We start from the raw sequence: 26,593 nt of genomic DNA, 5'->3' as shown, positions 1-26,593 counted from the left end.
TTTCGTGATTTACTAAATTTAGACTACCTTTTGAATTCGCAAAATCGACTAATAAAAAAGCCACTTTTGCACATTTCAATATTGAGATGGCAAAAGTGGCTGATTATTTAAGCAATGTAATTATTTTTTCTTCGCTTTTGGATTTGGCAAGTCAGTAATTGAACCTTCAAAGACTTCTGCCGCTAAACCAACTGATTCGTGTAAGGTTGGATGAGCATGGATAGTTAATGCTAAATCTTCCGCATCACAACCCATTTCGATCGCAAGACCAATTTCACCTAATAATTCACCACCGTTAGTCCCCACAATAGCACCACCAATGACACGGTGAGTATCTTTGTCGAAGATTAATTTAGTCATACCATCTGCACAGTCAGATGCAATTGCACGACCTGAAGCTGCCCATGGGAATTTAGCCACTTCGTAGTTAATACCTTCAGCCTTACATTCTTTCTCGGTTTTACCTACCCAAGCAACCTCTGGTTCAGTGTAAGCAATTGAAGGAATGACTTTTGGATCAAAGTAGTGCTTCATGCCTGCGATAACCTCTGCAGCTACATGACCTTCATGAACACCTTTATGTGCTAACATTGGTTGACCAACTATATCACCGATAGCAAAGATGTGCGGTACGTTTGTACGCATCTGTTTATCCGTACGAATGAAACCGCGATCATCAACTTCAACACCAGCAACACCAGCATCGATTAGTTTACCATTTGGTACACGACCGATAGCAACCAGCACAGCATCATAACGACGTGTTTCTGTCGCTGCTTTACCTTCCATTGAAACGTAAATGCCATCTTCTTTCGCTTCAACCGCCGTTACTTTAGTTTCTAATAATAAATTGAATTTCTTAGATACACGTTTAGTATAGATTTGAACCATATCTTTATCCGCAGCAGGGATAACTTGGTCAAACATTTCAACTACATCAATTTTTGAACCTAATGCGTGGTAAACAGTTCCCATTTCAAGACCAATGATACCACCGCCCATAATTAATAAGTTTTCTGGCACTTCTTTTAATTTCAGAGCATCTGTTGAGTCCCAAATACGCGGATCTTCGTGTGGAATGAAGGGCAATTGAATCGGTCGTGAACCTGCTGCAATAATTGCATTATCGAATTTGATTGTTGTTTCACCTTCTTCACCTGCAACAATAATTGTATTAGGACCAGAGAATTTACCATAACCATTTACAACTTGAACTTTACGCTGTTTAGCCATACCAGCTAAACCACCAGTTAATTGACCAATAACTTTCTCTTTCCAACCACGAATTTTATTTACATCTGTGCTTGGCTCACCAAAAACAATACCATGTTCAGCAAGTGCTTTTGCTTCTTCAATCACTTTAGCAACATGTAATAATGCTTTAGATGGAATACAACCAACATTTAGGCAAACACCACCTAATGTTGAATAACGCTCAACAATCACTGTTTCTAAACCTAAGTCCGCACAACGGAAAGCAGCAGAATAACCAGCAGGGCCAGCGCCTAATACCACAACTTGAGTTTTAATTTCTTTATTCATTTTAACCTCGTTAAACGATGTGATTCTGTAAAATATTGCGTTTTTGACCGCACTTTCACCACATTTAGAGTTGAGAAGTAATCCGTCCAATTCTTCATTGAACGGATTACAGGATTACATAACTAAGCGGCGAAGATCAGACAAGACACCATTAATAAATGTGATAAATCTCGCACCATCCGCACCATCAATCACACGATGATCATAAGATAATGATAGTGGTAGCATTAAACGAGGCGTAAAGTCTTTACCATTCCAAACTGGCGTCATTTCAGATTTAGACACACCTAAAATTGCCACTTCTGGCGCATTCACAATTGGTGTGAAATGAGTACCACCAATTCCACCTAAGCTTGAAATAGTAAAACAGCCACCTTGCATATCAGAAGCAGTCAATTTACCTGCACGAGCTTTTTTAGAAATTTCTGCTAACTCACGAGAAAGTTCAATAATTCCTTTCTTATTTACATCTCTAAAGACAGGTACTACTAAACCATTCGGGGTATCTACTGCAACACCAATATTGATATATTTTTTCAATGTTAAGCGTTGACCATCTTCAGATAATGAACTATTAAAACGTGGATATGCTTCTAATGCTTTAGCGACTGCTTTCATAATAAACACTAATGGCGTAATTTTAACATCCAATTTTTGTTTTTCAGCTAAAACATTTTGTTCTTTACGGAATTGCTCTAAATCAGTGATATCAGCTTTATCCCACTGAGTAACATGTGGAATCATCACCCAGTTACGGTGTAAATTAGCACCAGAGATTTTTTGAATACGTCCTAACTCAACTTCTTCTGTCTCACCAAATTTGCTGAAGTCTACTTTCGGCCAAGGTAATAAGCCTAAACCCGCACCATTTGCTACACCGCTTGATGCTGGTGTTGCAGATACTGAACCAGACTCAACAGCTTTAATTGCTGCTTTCACATACGCTTGAACGTCTTCTTTTAAGATACGACCTTTACGACCACTACCTTTTACTTTATCTAAGTTAACACCAAATTCGCGTGCTAAACGACGAACAACTGGTGTTGCATAAGCAAATACTGAGCTACCTGTTACTTCCGAATCACCCGCTGGCGCAGTTGCTGCAACTGGTGCTGGCGCAGACGCTTGTGGAGCTGGCGCAGCTTGTGCTGGAGCCGCTGCTACTGCAGGTGCTGCACCGGCAATTTCAAAGCGCATAATTAATGAGCCAGTTGATACTTTATCACCTGATTTCACTAAAATTTCTTTCACTACTCCACCGAATGGAGCTGGTACTTCCATTGATGCTTTATCGCCTTCAACGGTAATTAATGATTGTTCTTCAGTGATGGTATCACCTACTTTCACCATAATTTCAGTTACGTTTACCTCATCGCCACCGATATCAGGAACATTTACATCTTTAACCGCACTTTGCGCCGGTGCTGCTGGAGCAGCTGCCGCTGGTTGTGGTTGAGTTGATGCTGCAGGTGCTGCACCAGTTTCAAATTTCATAATTAATGAACCAGTTGAAACCTTGTCACCTACATTAATTAAGATTTCTTTTACAACACCTGCGATTGGTGCTGGAACTTCCATTGACGCTTTATCACCTTCTACATTGATGATAGATTGTTCAATTTCAACTTTATCGCCCACTTTCACCATAATTTCAGTGACGTTTACTTCATCACCGCCGATATCTGGCACGTGAACTTCAACTACTGCGCTTGCTACTGGCGCTGCAGCAGGTGCTGGAGCAGCTTCTGTTTTTGGTGCTTCTGCTGGTTTTGCATCGCCAGCTTCTAATACAAACATTGGCGAGCCAGTAGACACTTTATCACCAACTTTAACTAAAACTTCTTTGATCACACCCGCTTCTGGAGAAGGCACTTCCATTGACGCTTTATCACCTTCTACATTGATTACGCTTTGATCTACTGCAACTGTATCTCCAGCTTTTACCATTACTTCTGTAACGGTAACTTCATCACCACCAATATCTGGCACTTGAATTTGTTTTGACATTTATTTCATCCTCCAGTCATTCCTCAAAATGCTCCCTAAATTCAGGGAGCGAGGAATGTTAATCGTAAATTAGGCGTAAAGTGGGTTCACTTTATCTGCATCAATACCGTATTTAGCAATTGCTTCTGCAACAACTTTCTTACCGATAGTACCTTGTTTTGCTAGCTCAGATAATGCAGCGATTGCAACATAACGAGCATCTACTTCAAAGTGTTCACGTAAGTTCTCACGGCTATCTGAACGACCGAAACCGTCAGTACCTAATACACGATAGCTTGCAGCTGGTACGTATGCACGAACTTGTTCTGCAAATAATTTCATATAGTCAGTTGCAGCAACTGCCGGTGCATCATTCATGACTTGTGCAATGTAAGGAACTCGAGCTTCCGCCTCTGGGTGTAATAAGTTCCAACGATCTGCATCAGCACCTTCACGAGCCACTTCAGTGAATGACGGTACGCTATACACATCTGAAGTTACGCCAAAGTCGTTAGCTAATAATTGAGCAGCCTCACGAACGTGACGTAAAATCGCACCAGAACCTAATAACTGAACTTTACCTTTACCTTGACCCGTTACGGTTTCAAATTTATAGATACCTTTACGGATACCCTCTTCAGCACCTTTTGGCATTGCTGGTTGATCATAAGTTTCGTTCAAGGTTGTGATGTAGTAGTAAACGTTCTCTTGCTCTGGACCATACATACGACGTACACCATCTTGCATAATTACAGCCACTTCGAATGCAAATGCTGGGTCATAAGAGACACAATTAGGAATAGTTAATGATTGAATATGGCTGTGACCATCTTCGTGTTGTAAACCTTCACCGTTCAACGTTGTACGACCTGATGTACCACCGATCATAAAACCACGTGCTTGTTGGTCACCGGCTGCCCACATTAAGTCACCAATACGTTGGAAACCAAACATTGAGTAGTACACATAGAATGGGATCATTGGAAAGTCATTGGTTGAGTATGAAGTTGCAGCTGCTAACCAAGATGCTGTTGCGCCTTGTTCATTGATACCTTCTTGTAATACTTGACCATCGATCGCTTCACGGTAATAAGACACTTGTTCACGGTCTTGCGGAGTATAATTTTGACCGTATGGGTTGTAAATACCAATTTGACGGAATAAGCCTTCCATACCGAATGTACGTGCTTCATCTGCAAGAATTGGAACAATACGTTTACCCACAGATTTGTTTTTCAATAATACGTTTAATGAACGAACAAATGCCATTGTGGTAGAAATTGGACGTGCTTGCGCTTCAAATAATTGTGCAAACTCTTCTAATTCTGGTACCTCTAATTGTTCAGTAAAACGTGGTAAACGGGTTGGTAAGTAACCTTGTAATGCTTGGCGACGCTCATGAAGATATTTATACTCTTCAGAACCTTCGGCAAACTTGATATATGGTAATTTTTCAATATCTGCATCAGATACATCCACGTTGAAACGATCGCGAACGTGTCTAACTCCTGACATATCCATTTTTTTAACTTGGTGAGCAATGTTTTTACCTTCTGCAGCATCACCCATACCATAACCTTTAATTGTTTTAACAAGTAAAACCACTGGTTTACCTTTAACTTGTTTTGCTTTGTTAAATGCAGCAAATACTTTTAATGGATCATGACCACCACGGTTTAATGCCCAGATTTCATCATCTGTCATTTCCGCTACTAATGCTTCAGTTTCTGGGTAACGACCAAAGAAGTGTTTACGAACGTAAGCACCATCTTTTGATTTCATTGTTTGGTAGTCACCATCAACAACCTCCATCATCAATTGTAATAATTTACCTGAGGTATCACGTTGTAATAGACGATCCCAACGACGCCCCCAGATAACTTTAATCACTTCCCAACCAGCACCGTTGAATAAACCTTCTAATTCTTGAATGATTTTACCGTTACCGGTTACAGGACCATCTAAACGTTGTAAATTACAATTGATGACAAATACTAAGTTATCTAATTTCTCACGAGCAGCAACTGAAATTGCACCGCGTGATTCAACTTCATCCATCTCACCATCACCTAAGAACGCATATACAGTTTGATCCGCTGTATCTTTTAAGCCACGGTTGTGTAAGTATTTTAAGAAACGAGCTTGGTAGATTGCGTTCAATGGACCAAGACCCATTGATACTGTTGGGAATTGCCAGAATTCAGGCATTAATTTCGGATGAGGATAAGAAGAAAGACCTTTACCATGAACTTCTTGACGGAAATTGTCCATTTGTTCTTCAGTTAAACGACCTTCTAAGAATGCACGGGCATAAATACCTGGTGAAATATGTCCTTGGAAGAAAACTAAGTCACCACCATTTTTAGCTGAGCGAGCTTTAAAGAAATGGTTGAAACATACTTCATAAATAGTCGCAGAAGATTGGAAAGAAGACATATGCCCCCCTAATTCCAAATCCTTCTTAGATGCACGTAAAACCATCATAATTGCATTCCAACGGATTGCGCCACGAATGCGTCTTTCTAAATCTAAGTTGCCTGGATAGTTAGGTTCTTCTGAAGCTGGAATGGTATTGATGTAGTCAGTTGTGATACCTGTAGGTAAAGAAACATTATTTGCACGAGCGTGTTGCATAAGTTGCTCAATAATATATTGTGCTCTTTCAACACCTTCTTCACGAATGACAGCATCAATAGCTAATAACCAATCATTAGTCTCGACTGGATCTACGTCATTCTTTAGCATTTCTGACATAGTCTTTTCCTTATTTTGTTAAGTTAAAAGTTAAGTTTAATCATATCAAAGTAGATTAAACGATGAATTAATAACTAAAATTATTAAACTGAATGTAATTTGAGCAAAATTAATATCAACAAAATTGCTTTACAAATTTTTAACAAATTTCGTAAATATTATTAGATTTTTTGAGAGAAAGATAGTGCTTTTTCTCATCAAACACGAAAAAGCTCATATTTTAAGTATGAGTATATTAAGGTAAAAACACTGCTTAAATTAATGGCTTTTTTATGCCTATAAAACTTATTGATAATGATTATACTCTATCAAAATTCGGTCTCCATTATACAACTTGAAGAAGAAAATTTATAGAAACAAGACCGCACTTGGATCACAAAATCGAACAAAAGTCTAGCATAACACTACAAAAACTAGACAATAAAAAAGTCTGCTTTATTTCTAAAGCAGACTTTGTTAATAAAAATTTCAAAAATTATTTTTTCAAAACTAAAACTACAGACTCACCAGCAACAACTTCGCCAGTTTTCTTTTCAATACTGCTAATTTCATCCATATTTGAAATCACAACAGGTGTAAGTACTGATTTCGCTTTAGTTTCAAGTACAGCTAAGTCAAATTCAATCACAGTATCACCACGCTTAACCGTTTGACCTTCTTGAGCGACACGAGTAAAACCTTCACCTTTTAACTCAACAGTATCAATACCGAAATGAACAAATAATTCTACGCCATCTTTTGATTCCATTGAAAATGCGTGATTAGTTTCAAAAATTTTACCGATAACACCATCTACAGGAGCAACCATTTTGTTACCTGTTGGACGGATAGCAATGCCATCACCTACAATTTTTTCTGAAAATACGACATCTGGCACATCTTCAATATTTACAATTTCACCTGCAAGCGGAGCAAAAATTTCCACTTCAACAGCTTTTTTGTCTTTTGAACCAAATAATTTGTCAAATAAACCCATTTTAGTCTCCTACTAAGTAAATTCGGGCATATTCTAGCTTAAAATTTTAAACTTGTATCTAATTTAATGCTTTTTCAACTAAAAAATCTTCAACTAATTGTTCAATTTCTGTTGCTGTTGGCTTCTCTAATGCTTTTGTGGCAAGCTCTTTCGCATCTTCATAATTCACATTACGGATCAATTTTTTGATACGAGGCACTGAAATTGCACTCATACTAAATTCATCTAAGCCCATACCTAACAAGAGGATTGTTGCTTTTTCATCACCAGCTAACTCACCACACATTCCAGTCCATTTGCCTTCTGCGTGTGAAGCATCAATCACTTGCTTGATCAAACCTAATACAGAAGGTGACATCGGGTTATATAAATGAGAAATTAATTCATTTCCACGATCTACAGCTAAAGTATATTGTGTTAAATCGTTAGTACCGATACTAAAGAAATCAACTTCTTTTGCTAAGAATTTTGCATTGACTGCCGCAGATGGCGTTTCTACCATCACACCAATTTGAATATTTTCATCAAATGCTTTGCCTTCATCACGTAATTCTTGTTTTAAAGTATCAATCACGCCTTTTAATTCACGAATTTCCTCTACAGAAATAATCATCGGAAACATTACCGCTAATTTACCAAATGCTGAAGCTCGCAATACCGCTCTTAATTGTGCATTTAAAATTTCACGACGGTCTAACGCAATACGAATTGCACGCCACCCTAGGAATGGGTTCATTTCTTTTGGTAAATCTAAATAAGGTAAATCTTTATCACCACCAATATCCATTGTACGTAATACTACTAAGCGACCATTCATTGCTTCAACAACTTCTTTATAAGCAATAAACTGTTCTTCTTCCGTTGGAAGTTGCTCACGATCCATAAAGAGGAATTCAGTACGGTATAAGCCTACACCTTCCGCGCCATTACGATCAGCGCCTTCAACATCACGAATCGTACCAATATTGGCTACAACGTCAACACGATGACCATCTAATGTCAACGCTGGTAAATCTTTTAATTTTGCTAATTCTGCTTTTTCTTCAGCTAATTTTCGTTCTTGAGCTTTTAAGCGATCAATTTCTTCTTGCTTTGGATTGACATAAACCACATTATTCACGGCATCAAGAATTAAGTAATCGCCGGTATTCACTTGCTCTGTCACATTATTTGTACCCACAATCGCAGGCAATTCTAATGAACGAGCCATAATTGAAGTATGTGATGTTCTACCACCGATATCGGTAATAAAACCCAATACTTTATCTAGGTTTAATTGTGCCGTTTCAGATGGAGTTAAATCATAAGCAACCAAAATTGCTTCTTCATTAATATCCCCTAAATCGACAATATGCATACCTAAAATATTTTTAATCAAACGGTTACCGATATCACGAATATCACCCGCACGCTCTCTTAAATATTCATCATCAATTTCAGAAAGCATTGCTACTTGTTGATCAATAATCTTACTTGCTGCAACACCTGCATTCACTTTATTTGAACGCATATAATCTAGGATTTCTTCCTCTAGTTCTTCGTCTTCTAAGATCATTAAATGACCTTCAAAAATCGCCGCCTTATCTTCGCCTAATGATGCAAATGCACGATCACGAATTGAGTTCAATTGTTCGATAGCGGCCTCACGCCCTCGATAAAAACGTGCAATCTCAGCATCAATCTGATCTTCACTGATTTTTTGCATATCAAGCACAATTTTTTCTTCTTTGAGCACTAATGCTTTACCAAAAACAATGCCTGGTGAAGCTGGAATTCCTGAAATCATAGATAACCTTCTGAAATAATGAAAATAATAATCTAACAGTGAAACATCATAGCCATTGAAAAGAGAATTAAGTGCTTCACTCAACCTTACTTACCAATGGCTAGATAGGAATTATTCTAAAGTTGGGATAAGAGCTACTAAATGATCAACCGCTTTTTGCTCGTCTTCGCCTTCCGCAGAAATTGTAATCACAGTACCTTGTGTTAAAGCTAATGTTTGTAATTTAAATAAACTTTTAGCACTTGCACTTTTACCCGCAGAAGTCACTGTAATATCAGAGGCGAATGCTTTTGCTTCTTTAACAAATTGCGCTGCCGGACGGGTATGTAATCCACTTGGTGCAATAATTTCAACGTCTTTTGAGTACATGATTTTCTCCTCATATTAATCAGAATATTTGTACAGTATAAATTTGGAATTATTTAGACTGATTGTTTATTTATCTTATATTTATTTTTCAATAAAAAATAAATCTTGCTGTAGTATCTAAGCAAGCACATAAATAATCAAGTTTAAACAAATGAAAGTTTGAGATAGATCACAAAAAAATACTCAAAAAGAGTGTTTTTTAATCCCCTGTTAACATTAAATTAACGAACTTATTCTATTGAAAAATAACGCTGTGATTTTGTTTCATTTAAGCTTGCAATCAAGCGGTGATAATTATCAAAACGCACCGAATGAATTTTTCCTTGCTCGACTGCCTCTCTCAATGCACAACCTGGATCATTAAGATGTTTACAATCACGGAACTTGCAAGTGCCTAAAAAATACTGAAACTCACGGTAGCCTTTTGTGATTTGATCTTGCTCCAAATGCCATAATCCAAACTCACGAATTCCTGGTGAATCAATCAGATTTCCACCTTGATTAAGGTGATATAAACGAGAAGACGTTGTGGTATGTTGCCCAAGTCCAGAATTTTCGCTGATGTCACCAACGTGAGCATTAACTTCAGGTAAAATATGATTAATCAAACTCGACTTTCCTACACCAGACTGTCCCACCAAAATCGAGGTGCTATTATTGAAAAGTGCGGTCAATTTTTCCATGTTTTCACCACTCATTGCAGAGATCATCATTGTCTGATAACCAATCTTTTCATAAATTTTGAGTTGTTCTTCGACTTCTTTGCGTGCTTCATCTGTTAATAGATCCACTTTATTAACTACAATCACTGCTGGAATATTAGCCGTTTCACAAATAACTAAATAGCGGTCAATAATATTTAAAGATAAGGTAGGTAAAACAGCAGAAACAATAATAATACGGTCGATATTAGCAGCGATCACTTTTAAACCATCGTAATAATCAGGGCGTGTGATTTCATTTTGGCGTGGTTTAATCGCCTCAATCACACCGCTCACTCCTTGTAATTGTTGATTGCCTTGTCGCCAAACAACACGGTCCCCTACGACTAAACTTGATAGGGTACGGCGTAAATTACAACGGAAAATCTCACCTTGGGCATTTTCTACATCTGCGTGAACCGAATAGCGTGTGACAACAATACCATCTTGCGATTCGCCCAACATATCATCTTGCCATTCGATTTCTTTCTTTTCACGGCGTTGATGACGATGCAATGCTTTTTCATTATTAGATTGAATACGGCGTTTTTGATTTTGCGTTAATTTACGTTTGCTCAATGGGTTATCCTTCAAAAGTGCGGTCGTTTTTTACGAGATTTTCCGCTAAAATGTCGAAAAATGATTTACATAGGATAACATTATGCAATTAGATAGACAAAATCTCATTTGGATCGACCTTGAAATGACAGGCTTAGATCCTGAAAAAGAACGCATTATTGAAATCGCCACAATTGTGACGGACAAAAATTTAAATATTTTAGCGGAAGGCCCTGTGCTTGCAGTGCATCAATCTGATGAATTATTGCGTAAAATGAGTGAGTGGTGTACTAAAACCCATACTGAAAATGGTTTAGTTGAGCGAGTGAAAAACAGCAAATTAACAGAACGTGCTGCAGAATTGCAAACCATCGACTTCTTAAAAAAATGGGTACCAAAAGGTGTATCACCAATCTGTGGTAACAGTGTGTCGCAAGATAAACGCTTTTTATTCAAATATATGCCCGAATTGGCAGATTATTTTCACTATCGTCACTTAGATGTGAGTACCTTAAAAGAACTAGCCAGCCGTTGGAAGCCTGAGGTACTCAAAGGGTTTCAAAAGAAAAATACACATCTTGCATTAGATGACATTCGTGAGTCTATAGCAGAGCTTGCCTACTACCGTGAGTATTTTATCAACTTAAAAGATCAATAAATACCCAAACTGTTGAATATATCGGCAAGCTCACTTTTTTTCGCATTTTGGGCTTGCACACAATAAATTTTTTCGTATAATACCGCCCTATCGCTGTTAAACAGTGCTGATTATGTGAATGCGGGAATAGCTCAGTTGGTAGAGCACAACCTTGCCAAGGTTGGGGTCGCGAGTTCGAGCCTCGTTTCCCGCTCCAATCACACATCATCTCAATACCACCTTCAATGCGGGAATAGCTCAGTTGGTAGAGCACAACCTTGCCAAGGTTGGGGTCGCGAGTTCGAGCCTCGTTTCCCGCTCCAAATTTTCTTTTGTATTTATATCACTGAATAATTATCAATTTGTTGCATTATTCAATGAATAAACTTGTGCTATCTACTATGTAATCCCATAAAAGTGCGGTACAATTTCCAACTATTTTAACTGTTCTCTTTAAGTATAAAATTGGTAAACGAATGACTGACTTATCTCACTATACACAATATATTCCCGATGAAACCGCAATGTGTGCTTTTGGTGCAGATTTAGTAAATGCAATCTGTAAACTTCCTTCTTCTAATGCAATTACTTTTTATCTCAATGGTGATTTAGGCGCAGGAAAAACCACATTAAGTCGCGGAATTATTCAAGCTTTAGGTCATCAAGGTAATGTGAAAAGCCCAACTTATACTTTGGTTGAAGAATATCACTTACCACAAAAAACTGTTTATCACTTTGACTTATACCGTTTAAGCGATCCTGAAGAACTCGAATTTATGGGAATTCGCGACTATTTCAATCAAAATTGTCTATGCTTGATCGAGTGGTCTGAAAAAGGTAAAGGGTTGCTTGCAGAACCTGATATTATTATCAATATTGCCTATGCAGACAATGCACGTAATATCTCACTTATTGCACAAAGCATACAAGGTGAGCAGATAATCAAAACATTACAGCAACACAAACTTCAAAATACTTTGTAACACGATGAAAAAGCTTAATTTTATTTCTCTTTGTTTTGCATTTTTACTTTGCTTTGTCAATTTTGCTTATGCAAATACAGTTTGGACGATTGCTATTGATCCCGGTCATGGTGGCACAGACCCTGGCGCAATCAGTCGCAACCTCAAAATGTATGAAAAAAATGTCACTCTTTCCATCGCAAGAGAATTAAAACTACTATTAGACAAAGATCCTAACTTTAAGGGTGTGTTAACACGTAAAAGTGATTACTTTATTTCTGTTCCTAAACGTTCAGAAATTGCTCGGAAACAAAAAGCCAACTTTTTAGTATCTATTCACGCAGACTCTAACTTGTCTGCCAATTTACGTGGTGCATCTGTTTGGGTTTTATCAAATCGTCGTGCTAACAGTGAAATGGGGCAATGGCTAGAAGATCATGAAAAACGTTCTGAATTATTAGGTGGTGCGGGTACGGTATTATCCACGCATAATGATAAATATTTAGACCAAACTGTATTAGATCTACAATTCGGACACAGCCAACGCGTGGGTTATGAATTAGGCTCAATTGTGTTAAAACATTTCGCAAAAATCACAACGCTTAACCGCAGCACACCACAACACGCCAGTTTAGGTGTATTACGTTCACCTGATATTCCTTCCATTCTAGTAGAAACAGGCTTCCTCTCAAATCCAGAAGAAGAGAAAAAACTCAGCACGATCGCTTATCGCAAAAAAGTGGCATATATGATTTATGAGAGTTTAGTGGAATATCGACGTAAAAATGTACCACAACCTATTAAAAATACATCAAAAGAAAGAGAGATTACACATCAAGATAAATCAACGATTCAAGACAGTGGCGTTCGTCATAAAGTAAAATCGGGCGAAACACTGAATGGTGTTGCAAAAAAATATAATGTGAAAGCAAATGATATTCAAAGTTTGAACAAATTAAAACGTCGGGAACTTTGGATTGGAGAAACCTTAAAAATACCTGGTGAAGTGAAAACCGAAAAGGCAGCAAATAAAACTGAAAAAAATACAACAAAAACAGAACAACCAACCAAAACACAAGCGAATAAAACAAAAGAGAACAAAACTAATAATAAGCATAACGATAAAGTAAATGAGCAGAAAACGGATATTCCAAAATATCATCGAGTAAAAGCAGGGCAAACACTCTATTCGATTGCGAGAGATTACCAAATTCCACCAGCAAAATTATTAGCATTAAATCCAAAGTTAAAAAATGGAAAAGTCCTCACTGGACAGAATATTAAATTAAGAGAATAACAATCTATGCCAATTCGAGTTTTGCCACCACAACTTGCAAACCAAATTGCCGCTGGCGAGGTGGTTGAGCGCCCTGCGTCTGTGGTCAAGGAATTAGTTGAAAATAGCCTTGATGCGGGTGCTACACGTATTCAAATTGATATTGAGCAAGGTGGAAGTGGTCTAATTCGAATTCGTGATAATGGTGTGGGTATTCCCAAAACGGAATTAAGCTTAGCATTAGCACGCCACGCTACCAGCAAGATCAGTTGTTTAGATGATCTAGATTGTATTTTGAGCTTAGGTTTTCGTGGTGAAGCTCTGGCAAGTATTAGCTCGGTATCCCGTTTAACACTCACCTCTCGTACTACTGACCAAAACGAGGCTTGGCAAGTCTATGCCCAAGGACGTGATATGGACACCACAATTGTGCCTGCCTCACACCCTGTTGGCACTACGGTTGAAGTAGCTAATCTGTTTTTTAATACACCCGCTCGACGTAAATTTTTACGCACCGATAAAACAGAATTTGCACATATTGATGAAGTCATTCGCCGCATTGCGCTCGCTAAAAGTCATATTCAATTTATCTTAACACACAATGGCAAAACTATCCGCCACTATAAAAGTGCGGTCAATGATACACAAAAATTAAAACGCATATCCGCTATTTGTGGTGAGGATTTCGTACAAAATGCACTACAAATTGAGTGGAGGCACGACGATTTGCATTTATCAGGTTGGGTAGCATTACCACACTTTTCTCGCACACAAAATGACTTAAATTATTGCTATATTAATGGTCGAATGGTGCGTGATAAAGTGATTAATCACGCTATTCGCCAAGCCTACTCAGAACATTTGCATAACGATCAATACCCTGCCTTCGTATTGTTCTTGGATTTAAATCCAAATGATGTGGATGTGAATGTACATCCGACCAAACACGAAGTGCGTTTCCACCAACAACGTTTAATACACGATTTTATTTGTCAGGGAATCAGCAATGCTTTAGCTTCTGAACAGGCTAACCTGACTTTCCACGACACAATTCAAGAACCAGCTCCAAGTTGGCAGGTGGCCAGTTCAATTAAACCTAATCGTGCAGCTGCGGGGCAAAATGTTTTTGCAACCTCAAGTAATCACAGTTACAAAAATAATATATCGTCAAAATTTACAGAAAATCGACCGCACTTTGCTCAGCAATGGCAACACCTGCAACCAACAAAGCAAGAACTCCAGGCATATGATGAGTTATTGAATACAGAAAAAACTGAAAAGCCAGTTTATACTCACGCAACCTCATTATATGCAAAAACAGAAGAAGAAAAATCTAATTTAATTTCCACTAACCAAACTACTGTTGTGAATATAAGTGTCAGCAATGTAACTGCACAAACATCACCAATTTTATTCAATCAAAATGCTTTCTTACGTACATTGGCGTTGGTTGAGAACAGAGCATTATTATTGCAACAACAGCAACACTTCTATTTATTACCCGTTCAAAAACTGCAACATCTAAATATCAAACTGACCTTGCAAGAACCACCCGTGTTGCAACAACCTTTATTAATCCCTGTCATTTTTCGATTAAATGACAAAGAATTCGCACATTGGCAACAGCAACAGGATTTCTTCACTCAAGTAGGATTTGAATTTGTCGAAAATCCACAACAAAAACGCCTGACACTCAATAAAGTACCAAGCTGCTTACGCCAGCAAAACTTACAACAATGTGTGCTTTCACTTCTTGCAACACCAAGTGAAGAATTTTCTCATTTTTTGACCGCTCTTTGTCAGTCTCTTCAGTTACCTGAAATCAATGTCTTTGCTGATGCTGTAACATTACTTACATCAACCGAACAACGATTAAGCTCAAAACAAACAGAACATTTGCAATCGCTATTAATACCTATTGATTGGCAACATTATTTAGCTCAAATATAAGAGAATTCTATGTCAAAAAAACCATTAGCTATTTTTTTAATGGGGCCAACTGCCTCTGGGAAAACAGATTTAGCAATTCAACTATACCAAGAACTTCCCGTGGAAGTGATTAGTGTCGATTCTGCTTTAATTTACAAAGGAATGGATATTGGTACAGCAAAGCCAAGTGCAGAAGAATTAGCATTGGCACCACATCGTTTAATTGATATTTGCGATCCTGCTGAAAGCTACTCTGCTGCTAACTTTCGTACTGATGCACTACGTGAAATGCAAGATATTACTGCGCAAGGAAAAATCCCTCTGTTAGTGGGAGGTACAATGCTGTATTACAAAGCCTTAATTGAAGGACTTTCTCCTTTACCTTCTGCCAACGAAAAAGTGAGGTCAGAAATTGAAGAAAAAGCGGCAAAACTTGGCTGGGCTACATTACACCAAGAGTTAGCAATGATTGATCCCATTTCAGCACAGCGAATCAATCAAAATGATTCACAACGTATTAATCGTGCATTAGAGGTTTTTTATTTAACCGGCAAATCATTAACTGAGCTCACTGAACAAAAAGGCGAAAGCTTACCTTATGAGATTATTCAATTTGCAATCACTCCAAAAGATCGCTACGTCTTACATGACCGTATTGCTTTGCGCTTCCATAAAATGATCGAACTAGGTTTTCAACAAGAAGTTGAAAAGCTATATCAACGCCCTGATCTTCACCCAGATTTGCCTTCTATCCGCTGTGTAGGTTATCGTCAAATGTGGGAATATTTACGTGGGGATTATGATTACGAAGAAATGATTTTTCGAGGAATTTGTGCAACAAGACAGCTTGCAAAGCGTCAAATTACTTGGCTACGAGGTTGGAAATATCCTATTGAATGGTTAGACAGCTTAGCTCCTGAAAAGGCAAAACAAAAAGTTCTTTCTGCTGTAAAAGAACGAGAAAATTCACAACCTTAAAAATAATTTGACTTGGCTAATGACATTAAATTAATTTATTGTTATATTGTCGATTGGAGGAAATACAGACTTCTGTATTGAATTTATTTATATTCGTTTTTATTTCTTAGAGGAAGGAACAAAAAATGGCAAAAGGACAATCTTTACAAGATCCTTATTTAAACGCATTACGTCGTGAACGCATTCCTGTATCAATTTATTTAGTGAACGGTATTAAATTACAAGGTCAAATTGAGTCTTTCGATCAATTCGTAATTTTACTGAAAAACACAGTAAACCAAATGGTATATAAACACGCAATTTCAACAGTTGTGCCAGCGCGTTCTGTATCTCACCATAATAACAATTCAAATCAACACCACAGCCAGCAAGCGCAAGATCAGCAAACTGATGTGAAAGAACAATCTGAATAATTGAAGTTGAATGAATGTTAAATAACACAATTCCAAGTGCGGTGGATTTTGATGAAGAATCCACCGCACTTTTATCTGAAACTTCATCTTCCCCTGATTCAACATCTGCTGATAAGGCCATTATTGTTCATTGTTTTCTGTCACAGAATCGAAATAAGGATGATTTAGCAGAATTTGAATTGCTCGCCGAATCTGCTCAAGTTGAAATTGTCTCTATCATCACTACTTCACGCGCCACACCACAAGCAAAATATTTTGTTGGACAAGGTAAAGCAGATGAAATTGCTGATACAGTTAAACTGCACAATGCCAATGTAATACTAGTAAATCATAGTTTAACTCCTGCACAAACGAGGAACTTAGAAAGCCTTTGTCAATGTCGAGTTGTTGATAGAACAGGAGTAATTCTAGATATTTTTGCTCAACGTGCTCGTTCTCATGAAGGTAAATTGCAAGTTGAGTTAGCACAATTAAAACATTTATCAACGCGTTTAGTCCGACGTAAAACAGGATTAGATCAACAAAAAGGTGCGGTGGGCTTACGTGGTCCTGGCGAAACCCAATTAGAAACAGACCGTCGCTTAATTAAAGTGCGTATAGCACAGTTACAAGCTCGTTTAGCAAAAGTTGAAAAACAACGTAACCAAAACCGCCAAACACGCCAAAAAGCCGATATTCCAACAATTTCACTAGTTGGCTATACCAATGCAGGGAAATCCACGTTATTCAATGCAATCACACAAGCAAATGTTTATGCGGCAGATCAACTTTTTGCAACCCTTGATCCAACGCTACGACGTTTGCAATTACAAGATGTAGGTACTACTATTTTAGCTGATACTGTTGGTTTTATCCGTCATTTACCCCATGACTTAGTTTCTGCATTCAAATCAACATTACAAGAAACCACCGAAGCTTCTTTGCTGCTACATGTCATTGACTGTGCTGAACCTCGTAAATTAGAAAATATCGCTGCCGTTGATGAAGTATTAGTTGAAATCAAAGCAAATGAGATTCCAATATTACTTGTTTATAACAAAATCGATCAATTAGAAGGTGTTGAACCCCACATTGAATATGATGAAGAAAATAAACCAAATGCCGTCTATATTTCGGCATCTTCTGGCAAAGGGATTGATCTTTTGTTTGATGCAATTCGCCAACGTTTAAAAAATGAAATTCTTAGCTTATCGCTCACATTAGCCACTTATGCAGGCAAACTTCGTCACTATTTGTATCAACTAGATTGCATTCGTAAAGAAGATATCAACGAACAAGGTGAGTTTTTATTAGAAATTCAAATTGATAAAGTGGAATGGTTAAAATTGGTTAAACAATTTCCAGAACTGGCATCAATAAACTAATTACTCAAAAAAGGCAACTCTATAAAGTTGCCTTTCTTTTTATTGACTATACTTTATTTACTGATACCGTATTGGCGTAATTTATTTGCAATAGCCGTGTGAGATACGCCTAAACGAGTCGCCAATTTTCTTGTGCTAGGGTACTGCTCATAAAATTTTCGTAACACTGCGGACTCAAATTTTTGCATAATTTCTTCGAGCGTTTCATCGCCAAATTGCTCTAATGTCACAGGCATATTTTCGTGTGTATTTAAATTTAATCCAGCAATCGTAAGCTGATGATTTTCGGCTAATGAGCAAGCACGATACAAGGCATTATAAAGCTCTCGAACATTCCCCTTCCACAAATGGTTCTGCAAATATTGAAGGAATTGTGCATCAAAGTGCGGTTCAGAGATCCCTAATTCTTTGCTAATTTGCTTAACAAAAATTTGAACTAAATCAGGTAAATCTTCTTTACGTTCACGTAAAGGAGGTATATTCAATGTTAATACATTTAGGCGATGAAATAAATCGCTACGCATTTTGCCTTCGTCAACATAATGCTGTAACGGCACTTGAGAGGTACAGATCACACGAACATCTGCATAATGTTCCTGCTCCTCCCCCACACGACGGAACGTACCATCATTGAGAAAGCGCAATAATTTAGCTTGCAATTCTAAAGATAACTCAGCAACACTATCTAACAATACCGTGCCGCCATTAGCATATTCAAAAAAGCCAAGAGATTCATTTTCCGAACCACCGCGACCAAACATTTCACTTTCCGCATCTTGATACGGTAATCCTGCGCAATTAACAGCGATAAACTTGTTTGAGCTGCGTGGACTTTTGAGATGGCAAGCTTTAGCAATCAGATCTTTACCAGTTCCAGTTTCACCTTGGATTAATAATGGTGCATCACTAACTGCAAATTTCAGCGCTTGTTCTATCACGCTTTTCATTTTTGGACTTTTTGCCACAATGTGTGCAAAATATTCACTATTATTTTCGTTTAAGGACATAAACTTTCCTCAAGTCACCATTCTTGTAGTTATAATACCATTAAACTTGTAAAGAATGAATAAAGTGTGGAAAGTTTAATTTACATTTACACTGTTTGCTTTTCTTTTGTCTTATTTGTACGAAAAATAGTTTCTTTTACTGTACTTAATAATTCTTGTTGAATGTGCTGTAAACGTGGTTTTTCTTTTTGTGTAAAGGCTAATGGACGGCAAAAAACCATTGCTTTAATTCCTAATCTTGCTGTTAATAGCCCAACACCAATACCTTGAGCTGCACGGCTAGATAATTTTGCTGTAATATCTTGTGATAGCCAATCCAATCCTACATCTTGTACTACTTCAGTGGCACCTGCAAAAGCTAGGTTAAGCAAGACCATTTTTAATAAACGAATACGGCTCCAATAACCTAATTCAATACCATAAATTTGTGCGATACGATTAACTAAACGAATGTTTCGCCAAGATAATAAAAACATATCAACAATTGCTAATGGGCTAACAGCCACAATCATTGCAGATTCCACCGCGCTTTTAGTAATCAATTTTTTGACTTGTTTATCAATGGGATTCAAGACGATGTGACTAAAGAGTTGAGTAACCTCTTTGGCTGAATAACCTTCGCCAATTTGTTTTTTCCATTGAGCAAGTTTTGGATCTGAATCAGGTAATTGCAACATATTAGCTATTTCTAAGCACAAGAGTTTGGCTTGCTCTGACTTTTCAGTTGACAAACTATTATCAAAACTGACCGCACTTTCCAATAAAAGTTGTTCCCCTTTTTGTTGTAATTTAGTTCGACGTTTTAATTTTGCTAAATGAAACCACTCTTTAGCAATAGCTGACACCCCCAATAGCACTGCAAAACATACCACTAATGAAAAGGCAAAATAGATCCATTGATTTTGTTGCCAAGCATTAATTAACCATTGTATAGATTGTGCAATTGTGGCGATCATAAATAAAAGTGCGGTCAAAATAAATCCAGTTTTCCACCAACGGGACTTAGGCATCATTGATAGCTCAAATTTTTCTTCTAATAATTCCCCTTCCACTAATTGAGGTTCAATTTGTTCAATCTCAATTTCAAGATTTGGCTCAAAAAACTCACGTTTAGACTGAAAATCAACAAGCTCTTTTTCTTCGTTCTCTTGTGAAAAAACACGTTTATCATTCATTTCCATTGCCTCCGCTAAAACTTATCGCCTAATAAAAATTGCAATACCGCATCCATTCTGAGATGAGAAATGCTTTCCCCACTAGTTAACGGTTGTGGCTCAAATTGATCAAAATCAAAATGCTGCTTTTGCCAGAACTCCGCTGGTGGTAATCGATTTGGTACAGTACCTGGATAAATAATCACTTTTTGTTTATCACTTGAACGTACACCTTGTAAAGCTCTAAAGCTTTGTCCATTTTGATTCACAATAACTTGTTGTGTTGCACGAATCGCTGCAATCGCTGTATATTCAGTTTCAATGCCTTCATATTCCACATAACGGCCACCTTCTTGTACTAATTGACGCATTAAACTTATTAAATTAGGTAATTGATCACTAGTAATATGATCTGCTTTTGTGGCGATAAACATCAGTTTATCAATTTGTGGCGAGAACAAGCGGTGTAATAAATTTCGCTTTCCATAATGGAAGTTTTTGAACAATTGCTGTAGCCCTTCTTGCATATCTAAAAATGCTTGCTGGCTATGATTAAGTGGCGTTAAACAATCTGCTAAAATCACTTGGCGATCAAAGGTAGAAAAATAATCTTTATAGAAACTTTTCACAACATTTTGACGGTAATATTCATAACGTTGATTTAATAGTGAAAAATAACTATTTGATTGTTTCCTATTTTTCAGAGCACTCCACTCTTCTTCTGTTAAATGTATCAATGGAAAAAATTGTAATGCTGGCGCACCTTCTAAATCCCCGGGCAATACAAATCGCCCTGGTTGAATAAAATGCAATCCTTTTTGTTTACATTCCAAGAGGTAATTAGTGTAGTCTTGAGATAGCTGCGCTAAAATATCTTCATCTGCAACGGCACTAAGATCCAAATTTTTTACTTTTTCTATCCAACCAGAAGATAAACTCGCACGTTGACCATAATTGAGACGAAATAACTCTTGCGACCATTCTTGAAAGTTGAGATCCAACAATGGTAAATCAAGCAACCATTCACCTGGGTAATCAAAAATATCCAGATATAAGGTACCCGTTTCTTTCAAATAACTCATTAAACTATCTTGATGTTGATAACGAATCGCAAGACGAGTTTCACTTACACCCCGAGTTGATTGTGGCCAAGTTGGGGGTTGCTGAGCTAACGCTTTCAGATTATTTTCATAGTCAAAGCGTGGAATGCTAAGATTAAGCTGATGTATCCGCTTTACGGCAATAATAGATTGACTGCGCGCAGCTTCAAATAGAGGCAAGTGCGCATTATCTACACGATTGATGTGTAATAATTGGTTAATCAAACTAGTAATAAATGCGGTTTTGCCACTACGACTTAAACCTGTAACGGCAATACGCAACGTGCGGTCTAAGCCTCGATTAATTATTTCATTTACTTCTTTTTTTAGATAATTCAACATATGATATTTTTCATCCAGTGAAATGTACTATTATTCAAGATACCATAAAAAACTGAGTTTTTTCTTAATCCTTACCCAATTACAGTGGCTAAACACCAAAAAGGATAGCTTATCTAAACAATATATTTTACAATCTTCAGTTAATTTATCACAAATACCCTATTTATGCTGATTAGAAAAATTATCCTTGTTAGTTTTTTGTTTTTACTCACACATTCTGTAACAGCCGCCCCCAAAATCCCAAATGAGCTGACTCAGAATGGCTTGATTTATTGTACACACGCAACAGGTTTTTCCTTTAATCCACAAACTGCAGATGCTGGCACTAGTATGAATGTCATCACAGAGCAGATCTATAATAAATTATTTGAAATCAAAAATAATAGTGCTTCAGTTACCCCCGTTTTAGCAAAATCTTATAATATTTCAGCAGATGGTAAAGTGATCACTATCCAATTACGCAAAGGTATCCAATTTCACCATACTGCTTGGTTTACTCCTTCACGCAATTTCAATGCTGATGATGTGGTGTTTTCATTGAACCGTGTTTTAGGTTATAACGCCTACTTACCAAACTTAGATACGCACGTTATTAATTATGACAACCCACAATATAAAATTTTCCATGAAGAAGCGAAAAAAGTTCGCTTTCCTTATTTTGAGAGCATCAAGCTAAACAAAAAAATCAAATCCGTTAAAGCGCTAAATCCTTATTTGGTTGAAATCACATTATTTGAGCCAGATTCATCAATTCTGTCTCATTTAGCTAGTCAATATGCTATTATTTTCTCTCAAGAATATGCATTACAGCTCAATGCGGATGATAATCTGGTTCAGCTAGACCTTTTACCTGTTGGTACTGGACCTTATAAAGTTAAAAACTATTTCCGTAACCAATATGTCCGTTTAGAACAAAATGAAAAATATTGGAAAACATCGCCTAACGTAAAAAATATTATTATTGATCTGTCAACAGATCGTACTGGACGTTTAGTGAAATTTCTCAATAACGAATGCCAAATCACTTCACACCCCGATGTAAGTCAACTTGGTTTGTTGCAAGAAAATAATGAACGTTTCTATATGAAATCAACAGAAGGGATGAACTTATCCTATCTTGCCTTTAACTTCCAAAAACCTGTTATGCAAGATGTCAATATTCGTCGAGCAATCTCACAAGCGATTGATCGAAAACGCATTGTACGAACTATCTATCATAATACAGCAACTGTTGCAAACAACATCATTCCTAATATTTCATGGGCATCTCTCGTTAATACGCCTGAATTTGCTTATGACTATAATCCTGAACAAGCAAAAACAGTTTTACGAGATAAAAAACTTATCCTAAATATGTGGGTGATAAATGAAGAACAAGTTTATAACCCTTCCCCATTAAAAATGGCAGCATTAATCAAAGATGATTTAGCTAAAGTTGGAGTTGAAGTAAAAATAAATTCTGTTACACGCACATATTTAATCCAACAATTATCTAACCAAACTGAATATTACGATATTATTCTTGCTGGATGGCTCGCTGGTAATTTAGATCCAGATAGCTTTATGCGCCCAATTTTAAGTTGTGGTTCAGTCAATGAAATTACTAACTTATCAAATTGGTGTGAACCAACTTTTGACCATCTCATGAATAGCGCATTAGGCACTGATTTTTTACGCTTAAGAGCACGGGAGTATCATTTGGCACAAGAGCTTATTTTAGACCAATTGCCAATTATCCCTATTGCTAACGCTAAACGGATGTTGCTTGTGAATACTAAAGTTCAAGGCGTTGATATGAACCCTTTTGGCAGTATCTCTTTTGATACACTTTCATTGAAAAAAGGAGGTAAATAATGTTATTTGCTTTCCTACGATACTTAGGAACTTTAGTGCTTACATTACTTATTTTGTCTAGTGTGAGTTACAGTATTCTTGTTCAAGATCCACTTAATGGAGTGCTCACAACACCAACCATTTACCACGGTTATGTACAATATATTTATAACCTTTTACAGGGTGACTTTGGTATTACTTATAATGGTGGTGATCCACTAAACGACATTATTCTGACTGTTCTCCCTCCAACATTAGAACTCTGTTTTACAGCGATCTTACTTGCAGTTCTTTTCGGTATTCCACTCGGTTTATTTGGTGCTATTAATCGAGATAACGCCATCGGGATAAGTATTCGTGGAGTATCTGCATTAGGATTATCGATCCCCGTGTTTTGGATTGCACCACTACTATTATATTTTTCAGCAATTGAAGGATGGGAAATTTCAGCAATTGGGCAACATAATTTACTTTATGAAATTAAACCTATTACAGGCTTTGCCATTATCGATGTTTGGTTTATTGAAGAACATTACCGAACTAAAGTAATACAAAATGTTTTACAACATTTAGTCTTACCTACTCTAGTACTTACTATTCTACCAACGATGGAAATTACACGTATTATTCAGCAACGCGCAGAATATGTTTTCTCACAAAATTATGTGAAAACAGCAAGCACTCGGGGAAAATCACAAATCCAGATTTTACATCATTATGTATTACGTAATACATTGCCATTATTAGTGCCGCAAACTACTCAATTATTTACTCTAGTCTTAACACAATGTATGTTAGTTGAAAGCACCTTAGGCTGGCCGGGTATTGGGCGCTGGCTTATCGAAGCAGTGACCTATCAAGATTATAATAGTATTTCGATTGGTGTAGTTGTTATTGGGCTTTGTATCATTATCGTCAATGTACTATCCGAGAGTTTGTCATTTATTTTAGATCCGTTTAATAAGAAGGGTTGGTATGCAAGATAGAGAACCAGAAGACTTTCGTGAAACAGAAGGGCTAAAACAAATTTGGCATTATTTCGCTCAAGATAAAATTGCATTATTTAGTTTCTATTTATTTATTGCATTTATTTTGACCGCACTTTTTAGTCAATGGATTGCTCCCTACCCAAGCGATATGCAATTTATTAGTAAAGAATTAATCCCCCCATCTTGGACCAATGAAGGGCAAATTTCTTTTTTCTTTGGTACAGATGATATTGGACGTGATGTATTTAGCCGAATTATTATTGGCTCAAGTTACACTATTGGTGCATCTCTTGTAGTTCTTTTTTTTACAGTTGTCATCGGTAGTGTATTAGGGCTTTGGGCAGGAGTTTCTCGCAGTGTAAAATCCAAAATTTTAAGCCATTTCTTGGATACTTTCTTATCAATACCGAGTTTATTAATTGCGATCATCATCGCCACACTCATGCAACCAAGCTTGATCAATGCTATTTTAGCTACAACTCTGGCATTAGTGCCTTATTTCATCCACGAAATATATAAAATTACACAACAAGAACTAAAAAAAGAATACGTGTTGATGTTGAAGCTAGATAGTATATCAAATTGGATGTTGTTGAAAGAAACTATATTCCCAAATATTTCTGTACGCTACATTCAAGAAATCGCTAGAGCATTTGCTATTGCGATTTTAGACATTAGTTCATTGAGTTTTATATCTCTTGGTGCTCAACGTCCTACACCAGAATGGGGAGCAATGATCAAAGATTCGTTAGAACTCATTTATCTAGCACCTTGGACTGTTATTTTGCCTGGCATTGCTATCATTATCACTATTCTTGTTGTGTTGATTTCTAGCAAAGGGCTATGCAAAGCCATTGAAAAACATTATGAATAGGTGAAACAGTGGCTTTATTAGATATTCGTAATCTTTCTATTGAAATTAATACACCAAGTGGCCGTATTAAAATTGTTGATAATGTTAACTTAACATTAAATGAAGGCGAAATTTGTGGACTTGTAGGTGAGTCAGGTTCAGGGAAAAGCTTGATTGCTAAAGTCATATGTAACGTTTTTAAAGATTCTTGGATTATTACAGCCGACCGTTTCCGTTTTGATAACGTTGAATTATTAAAACTGAGTCCATCACAACGCCGTAAATTGCTGGGGCGAGAAATATCAATGATTTTCCAAGACCCTTTGACTTGTCTTGACCCAAGTAAAAAAGTAGGAAAACAGATTATTCAAAATATTCCCTCTTGGACATTTAAAGGTCGTTGGTGGCAATGGTTTGGCTGGAAAAAACGTCGTGCCACTGAATTATTACATAAAGTAGGAATTAAAGAGCATAAGGATATTATGCAAAGTTATCCAAGTGAGCTTACTGAGGGGGAAGGACAAAAAGTAATGATCGCAATTGCTGTTGCTAATCAACCACGCCTTTTAGTAGCAGATGAGCCCACAAATTCTGTGGAATCAATTACAAAAATACAGATTTTCCGTCTACTTTCAAGTATGAATCAGAACTTGGGAACATCAATTTTGATTACCAGCAATGACATTAACAGCATTAGTGAATGGTGTGACTCTTTTTCAGTACTTTACTGTGGACAAAATGCAGAATCAGGCCCTAAAGAAAACATTTTAGAAACCCCACACCACCCTTATACACAAGCTCTGCTACATTCAATACCTGATTTTAGTCAACCTTTACCACTTAAAAGTCGTTTGAATACATTAAAAGGAACTGTGCCTGTATTAGAACAAATGCCAATAGGATGTCGCCTTGGTCCTCGCTGCCCATTTGCTCAAAAAAAATGTATTGTGAAACCAAACCGTTATCGTATCAAGCAACATGAATTTTCTTGCCATTACCCTCTGAATTTAAGAGAAAAGAACTTTAAAGAAAAAACAAACACTACACCACTCACATTACAAAATAAATCAGAGTAAAGGAGAGT

21 protein-coding genes and 2 tRNA genes are annotated in these 26,593 nt (G+C 37.0%); 13 read left to right on the top strand and 10 right to left on the bottom strand.

Going from position 1 to position 26,593, the window contains the following annotated elements; genetic code table 11:
- Positions 1–120: 120 nt before the first annotated feature.
- The 7 genes from lpdA to rsgA all read right to left on the bottom strand — a co-directional run bounded on the left by lpdA (position 121) and on the right by rsgA (position 10,693).
- A complete protein-coding gene (gene lpdA, locus CKV78_RS02705; protein WP_005761930.1) occupies positions 121–1,542 on the bottom strand; it encodes a dihydrolipoyl dehydrogenase in 1,422 nt (473 codons plus the stop codon).
- A 114-nt stretch (positions 1,543–1,656) separates the two neighbouring features.
- Complete coding sequence (gene aceF, locus CKV78_RS02700; RefSeq protein WP_005761929.1) at positions 1,657–3,549, bottom strand: pyruvate dehydrogenase complex dihydrolipoyllysine-residue acetyltransferase; 1,893 nt, start codon at positions 3,547–3,549, stop codon at positions 1,657–1,659.
- Between the two features lie 69 nt (positions 3,550–3,618).
- A complete protein-coding gene (aceE, locus tag CKV78_RS02695) occupies positions 3,619–6,282 on the bottom strand; it encodes a pyruvate dehydrogenase (acetyl-transferring), homodimeric type (protein ID WP_005761928.1) in 2,664 nt (887 codons plus the stop codon).
- Between the two features lie 475 nt (positions 6,283–6,757).
- A complete protein-coding gene (gene crr / locus CKV78_RS02690) occupies positions 6,758–7,258 on the bottom strand; it encodes a PTS glucose transporter subunit IIA (protein ID WP_005761926.1) in 501 nt (166 codons plus the stop codon).
- Positions 7,259–7,316: 58 nt separating this feature from the next.
- Positions 7,317–9,044, bottom strand: a complete 1,728-nt coding sequence (gene ptsI, locus CKV78_RS02685) for a phosphoenolpyruvate-protein phosphotransferase PtsI (protein ID WP_005761925.1) — start codon at positions 9,042–9,044, stop codon at positions 7,317–7,319.
- A gap of 111 nt (positions 9,045–9,155) precedes the next feature.
- Positions 9,156–9,413 (bottom strand): phosphocarrier protein Hpr, encoded by a 258-nt coding sequence (ptsH, locus tag CKV78_RS02680; RefSeq protein WP_005761924.1) that lies wholly within the window; start codon positions 9,411–9,413, stop codon positions 9,156–9,158.
- 230 nt (positions 9,414–9,643) lie between these two features.
- Positions 9,644–10,693 carry a small ribosomal subunit biogenesis GTPase RsgA gene (gene rsgA / locus CKV78_RS02675; RefSeq protein ID WP_032855104.1) on the bottom strand — a complete coding sequence of 350 codons (1,050 nt, stop codon included), beginning with the start codon at positions 10,691–10,693 and terminating at the stop codon, positions 9,644–9,646.
- A gap of 82 nt (positions 10,694–10,775) precedes the next feature.
- Here rsgA and orn point away from each other — a divergent pair, with 82 nt between their 5' ends.
- The 9 genes from orn (at position 10,776) to hflX (ending at position 18,231) form a co-directional block, all read left to right on the top strand.
- A complete protein-coding gene (orn, locus tag CKV78_RS02670; RefSeq protein ID WP_005761922.1) occupies positions 10,776–11,330 on the top strand; it encodes an oligoribonuclease in 555 nt (184 codons plus the stop codon).
- A gap of 120 nt (positions 11,331–11,450) precedes the next feature.
- Positions 11,451–11,526, top strand: a tRNA-Gly gene (locus CKV78_RS02665).
- Positions 11,527–11,556: 30 nt separating this feature from the next.
- A tRNA-Gly gene (locus CKV78_RS02660) sits at positions 11,557–11,632 on the top strand.
- 153 nt (positions 11,633–11,785) lie between these two features.
- Positions 11,786–12,292 carry a tRNA (adenosine(37)-N6)-threonylcarbamoyltransferase complex ATPase subunit type 1 TsaE gene (gene tsaE, locus CKV78_RS02655; RefSeq protein WP_005761921.1) on the top strand — a complete coding sequence of 169 codons (507 nt, stop codon included), beginning with the start codon at positions 11,786–11,788 and terminating at the stop codon, positions 12,290–12,292.
- Between the two features lie 4 nt (positions 12,293–12,296).
- Positions 12,297–13,568 carry an N-acetylmuramoyl-L-alanine amidase gene (locus tag CKV78_RS02650; RefSeq protein WP_005761920.1) on the top strand — a complete coding sequence of 424 codons (1,272 nt, stop codon included), beginning with the start codon at positions 12,297–12,299 and terminating at the stop codon, positions 13,566–13,568.
- A 6-nt stretch (positions 13,569–13,574) separates the two neighbouring features.
- Positions 13,575–15,497 (top strand): DNA mismatch repair endonuclease MutL, encoded by a 1,923-nt coding sequence (gene mutL, locus CKV78_RS02645; RefSeq protein ID WP_005761919.1) that lies wholly within the window; start codon positions 13,575–13,577, stop codon positions 15,495–15,497.
- Between the two features lie 9 nt (positions 15,498–15,506).
- On the top strand, positions 15,507–16,454 hold the full coding sequence (miaA, locus tag CKV78_RS02640) for a tRNA (adenosine(37)-N6)-dimethylallyltransferase MiaA (RefSeq protein WP_005761918.1): 948 nt from the start codon (positions 15,507–15,509) through the stop codon (positions 16,452–16,454).
- Positions 16,455–16,579: 125 nt separating this feature from the next.
- On the top strand, positions 16,580–16,867 hold the full coding sequence (gene hfq, locus CKV78_RS02635) for an RNA chaperone Hfq (RefSeq protein WP_005761917.1): 288 nt from the start codon (positions 16,580–16,582) through the stop codon (positions 16,865–16,867).
- 14 nt (positions 16,868–16,881) lie between these two features.
- The gene (gene hflX, locus CKV78_RS02630; protein ID WP_005761916.1) at positions 16,882–18,231 is read left to right on the top strand and encodes a ribosome rescue GTPase HflX; all 1,350 of its coding nucleotides are present in this window, start codon (positions 16,882–16,884) and stop codon (positions 18,229–18,231) included.
- Positions 18,232–18,284: 53 nt separating this feature from the next.
- Here the strand turns inward: hflX and CKV78_RS02625 are convergent, their stop codons facing one another.
- From CKV78_RS02625 to CKV78_RS02615, 3 genes are all read right to left on the bottom strand, one after another.
- Entirely contained in the window at positions 18,285–19,238 is a 954-nt protein-coding gene (locus CKV78_RS02625) for a sigma 54-interacting transcriptional regulator (RefSeq protein WP_005761914.1), read from the bottom strand.
- Between the two features lie 86 nt (positions 19,239–19,324).
- Complete coding sequence (locus CKV78_RS02620) at positions 19,325–20,413, bottom strand: TIGR01620 family protein (RefSeq protein WP_032855245.1); 1,089 nt, start codon at positions 20,411–20,413, stop codon at positions 19,325–19,327.
- 14 nt (positions 20,414–20,427) lie between these two features.
- A complete protein-coding gene (locus CKV78_RS02615; RefSeq protein WP_005761910.1) occupies positions 20,428–21,834 on the bottom strand; it encodes a YcjX family GTP-binding protein in 1,407 nt (468 codons plus the stop codon).
- A gap of 165 nt (positions 21,835–21,999) precedes the next feature.
- On the opposite strand from CKV78_RS02615, the gene CKV78_RS02610 reads away from it, so the two are divergent.
- The 4 genes from CKV78_RS02610 to CKV78_RS02595 are packed head-to-tail and all read left to right on the top strand — an operon-like array spanning position 22,000 to position 26,585.
- The gene (locus tag CKV78_RS02610; protein WP_005761909.1) at positions 22,000–23,688 is read left to right on the top strand and encodes an ABC transporter substrate-binding protein; all 1,689 of its coding nucleotides are present in this window, start codon (positions 22,000–22,002) and stop codon (positions 23,686–23,688) included.
- Positions 23,688–24,653, top strand: coding sequence for an ABC transporter permease (locus tag CKV78_RS02605; RefSeq protein ID WP_005761908.1), 966 nt, complete (start codon positions 23,688–23,690; stop codon positions 24,651–24,653). Before CKV78_RS02610 ends, CKV78_RS02605 begins: the two co-directional genes overlap by 1 nt.
- Entirely contained in the window at positions 24,643–25,530 is an 888-nt protein-coding gene (locus CKV78_RS02600; RefSeq protein WP_005761906.1) for an ABC transporter permease subunit, read from the top strand. Before CKV78_RS02605 ends, CKV78_RS02600 begins: the two co-directional genes overlap by 11 nt.
- Before the next feature lie 8 nt (positions 25,531–25,538).
- Positions 25,539–26,585 carry a peptide ABC transporter ATP-binding protein gene (locus tag CKV78_RS02595; RefSeq protein WP_005761905.1) on the top strand — a complete coding sequence of 349 codons (1,047 nt, stop codon included), beginning with the start codon at positions 25,539–25,541 and terminating at the stop codon, positions 26,583–26,585.
- Positions 26,586–26,593: the final 8 nt, after the last annotated feature.

It is taken from the genome of Pasteurella dagmatis (assembly GCF_900186835.1).
Taxonomy (GTDB): domain Bacteria; phylum Pseudomonadota; class Gammaproteobacteria; order Enterobacterales; family Pasteurellaceae; genus Pasteurella; species Pasteurella dagmatis.
This window is presented reverse-complemented; position numbering and strand designations above follow the sequence as displayed.

Coding starts and splice junctions, on each gene's coding strand:
- lpdA (WP_005761930.1), bottom strand. CDS start 1,542: ATGAATAAAGAAATTAAAACTCAAGTTGTGGTATTAGGCGCTGGCCCT.
- aceF (WP_005761929.1), bottom strand. CDS start 3,549: ATGTCAAAACAAATTCAAGTGCCAGATATTGGTGGTGATGAAGTTACC.
- aceE (WP_005761928.1), bottom strand. CDS start 6,282: ATGTCAGAAATGCTAAAGAATGACGTAGATCCAGTCGAGACTAATGAT.
- crr (WP_005761926.1), bottom strand. CDS start 7,258: ATGGGTTTATTTGACAAATTATTTGGTTCAAAAGACAAAAAAGCTGTT.
- ptsI (WP_005761925.1), bottom strand. CDS start 9,044: ATGATTTCAGGAATTCCAGCTTCACCAGGCATTGTTTTTGGTAAAGCA.
- ptsH (WP_005761924.1), bottom strand. CDS start 9,413: ATGTACTCAAAAGACGTTGAAATTATTGCACCAAGTGGATTACATACC.
- orn (WP_005761922.1), top strand. CDS start 10,776: ATGCAATTAGATAGACAAAATCTCATTTGGATCGACCTTGAAATGACA.
- tsaE (WP_005761921.1), top strand. CDS start 11,786: ATGACTGACTTATCTCACTATACACAATATATTCCCGATGAAACCGCA.
- CKV78_RS02650 (WP_005761920.1), top strand. CDS start 12,297: ATGAAAAAGCTTAATTTTATTTCTCTTTGTTTTGCATTTTTACTTTGC.
- mutL (WP_005761919.1), top strand. CDS start 13,575: ATGCCAATTCGAGTTTTGCCACCACAACTTGCAAACCAAATTGCCGCT.
- miaA (WP_005761918.1), top strand. CDS start 15,507: ATGTCAAAAAAACCATTAGCTATTTTTTTAATGGGGCCAACTGCCTCT.
- hfq (WP_005761917.1), top strand. CDS start 16,580: ATGGCAAAAGGACAATCTTTACAAGATCCTTATTTAAACGCATTACGT.
- hflX (WP_005761916.1), top strand. CDS start 16,882: ATGTTAAATAACACAATTCCAAGTGCGGTGGATTTTGATGAAGAATCC.
- CKV78_RS02625 (WP_005761914.1), bottom strand. CDS start 19,238: ATGTCCTTAAACGAAAATAATAGTGAATATTTTGCACACATTGTGGCA.
- CKV78_RS02620 (WP_032855245.1), bottom strand. CDS start 20,413: ATGAATGATAAACGTGTTTTTTCACAAGAGAACGAAGAAAAAGAGCTT.
- CKV78_RS02615 (WP_005761910.1), bottom strand. CDS start 21,834: ATGTTGAATTATCTAAAAAAAGAAGTAAATGAAATAATTAATCGAGGC.
- CKV78_RS02610 (WP_005761909.1), top strand. CDS start 22,000: ATGCTGATTAGAAAAATTATCCTTGTTAGTTTTTTGTTTTTACTCACA.
- CKV78_RS02605 (WP_005761908.1), top strand. CDS start 23,688: ATGTTATTTGCTTTCCTACGATACTTAGGAACTTTAGTGCTTACATTA.
- CKV78_RS02600 (WP_005761906.1), top strand. CDS start 24,643: ATGCAAGATAGAGAACCAGAAGACTTTCGTGAAACAGAAGGGCTAAAA.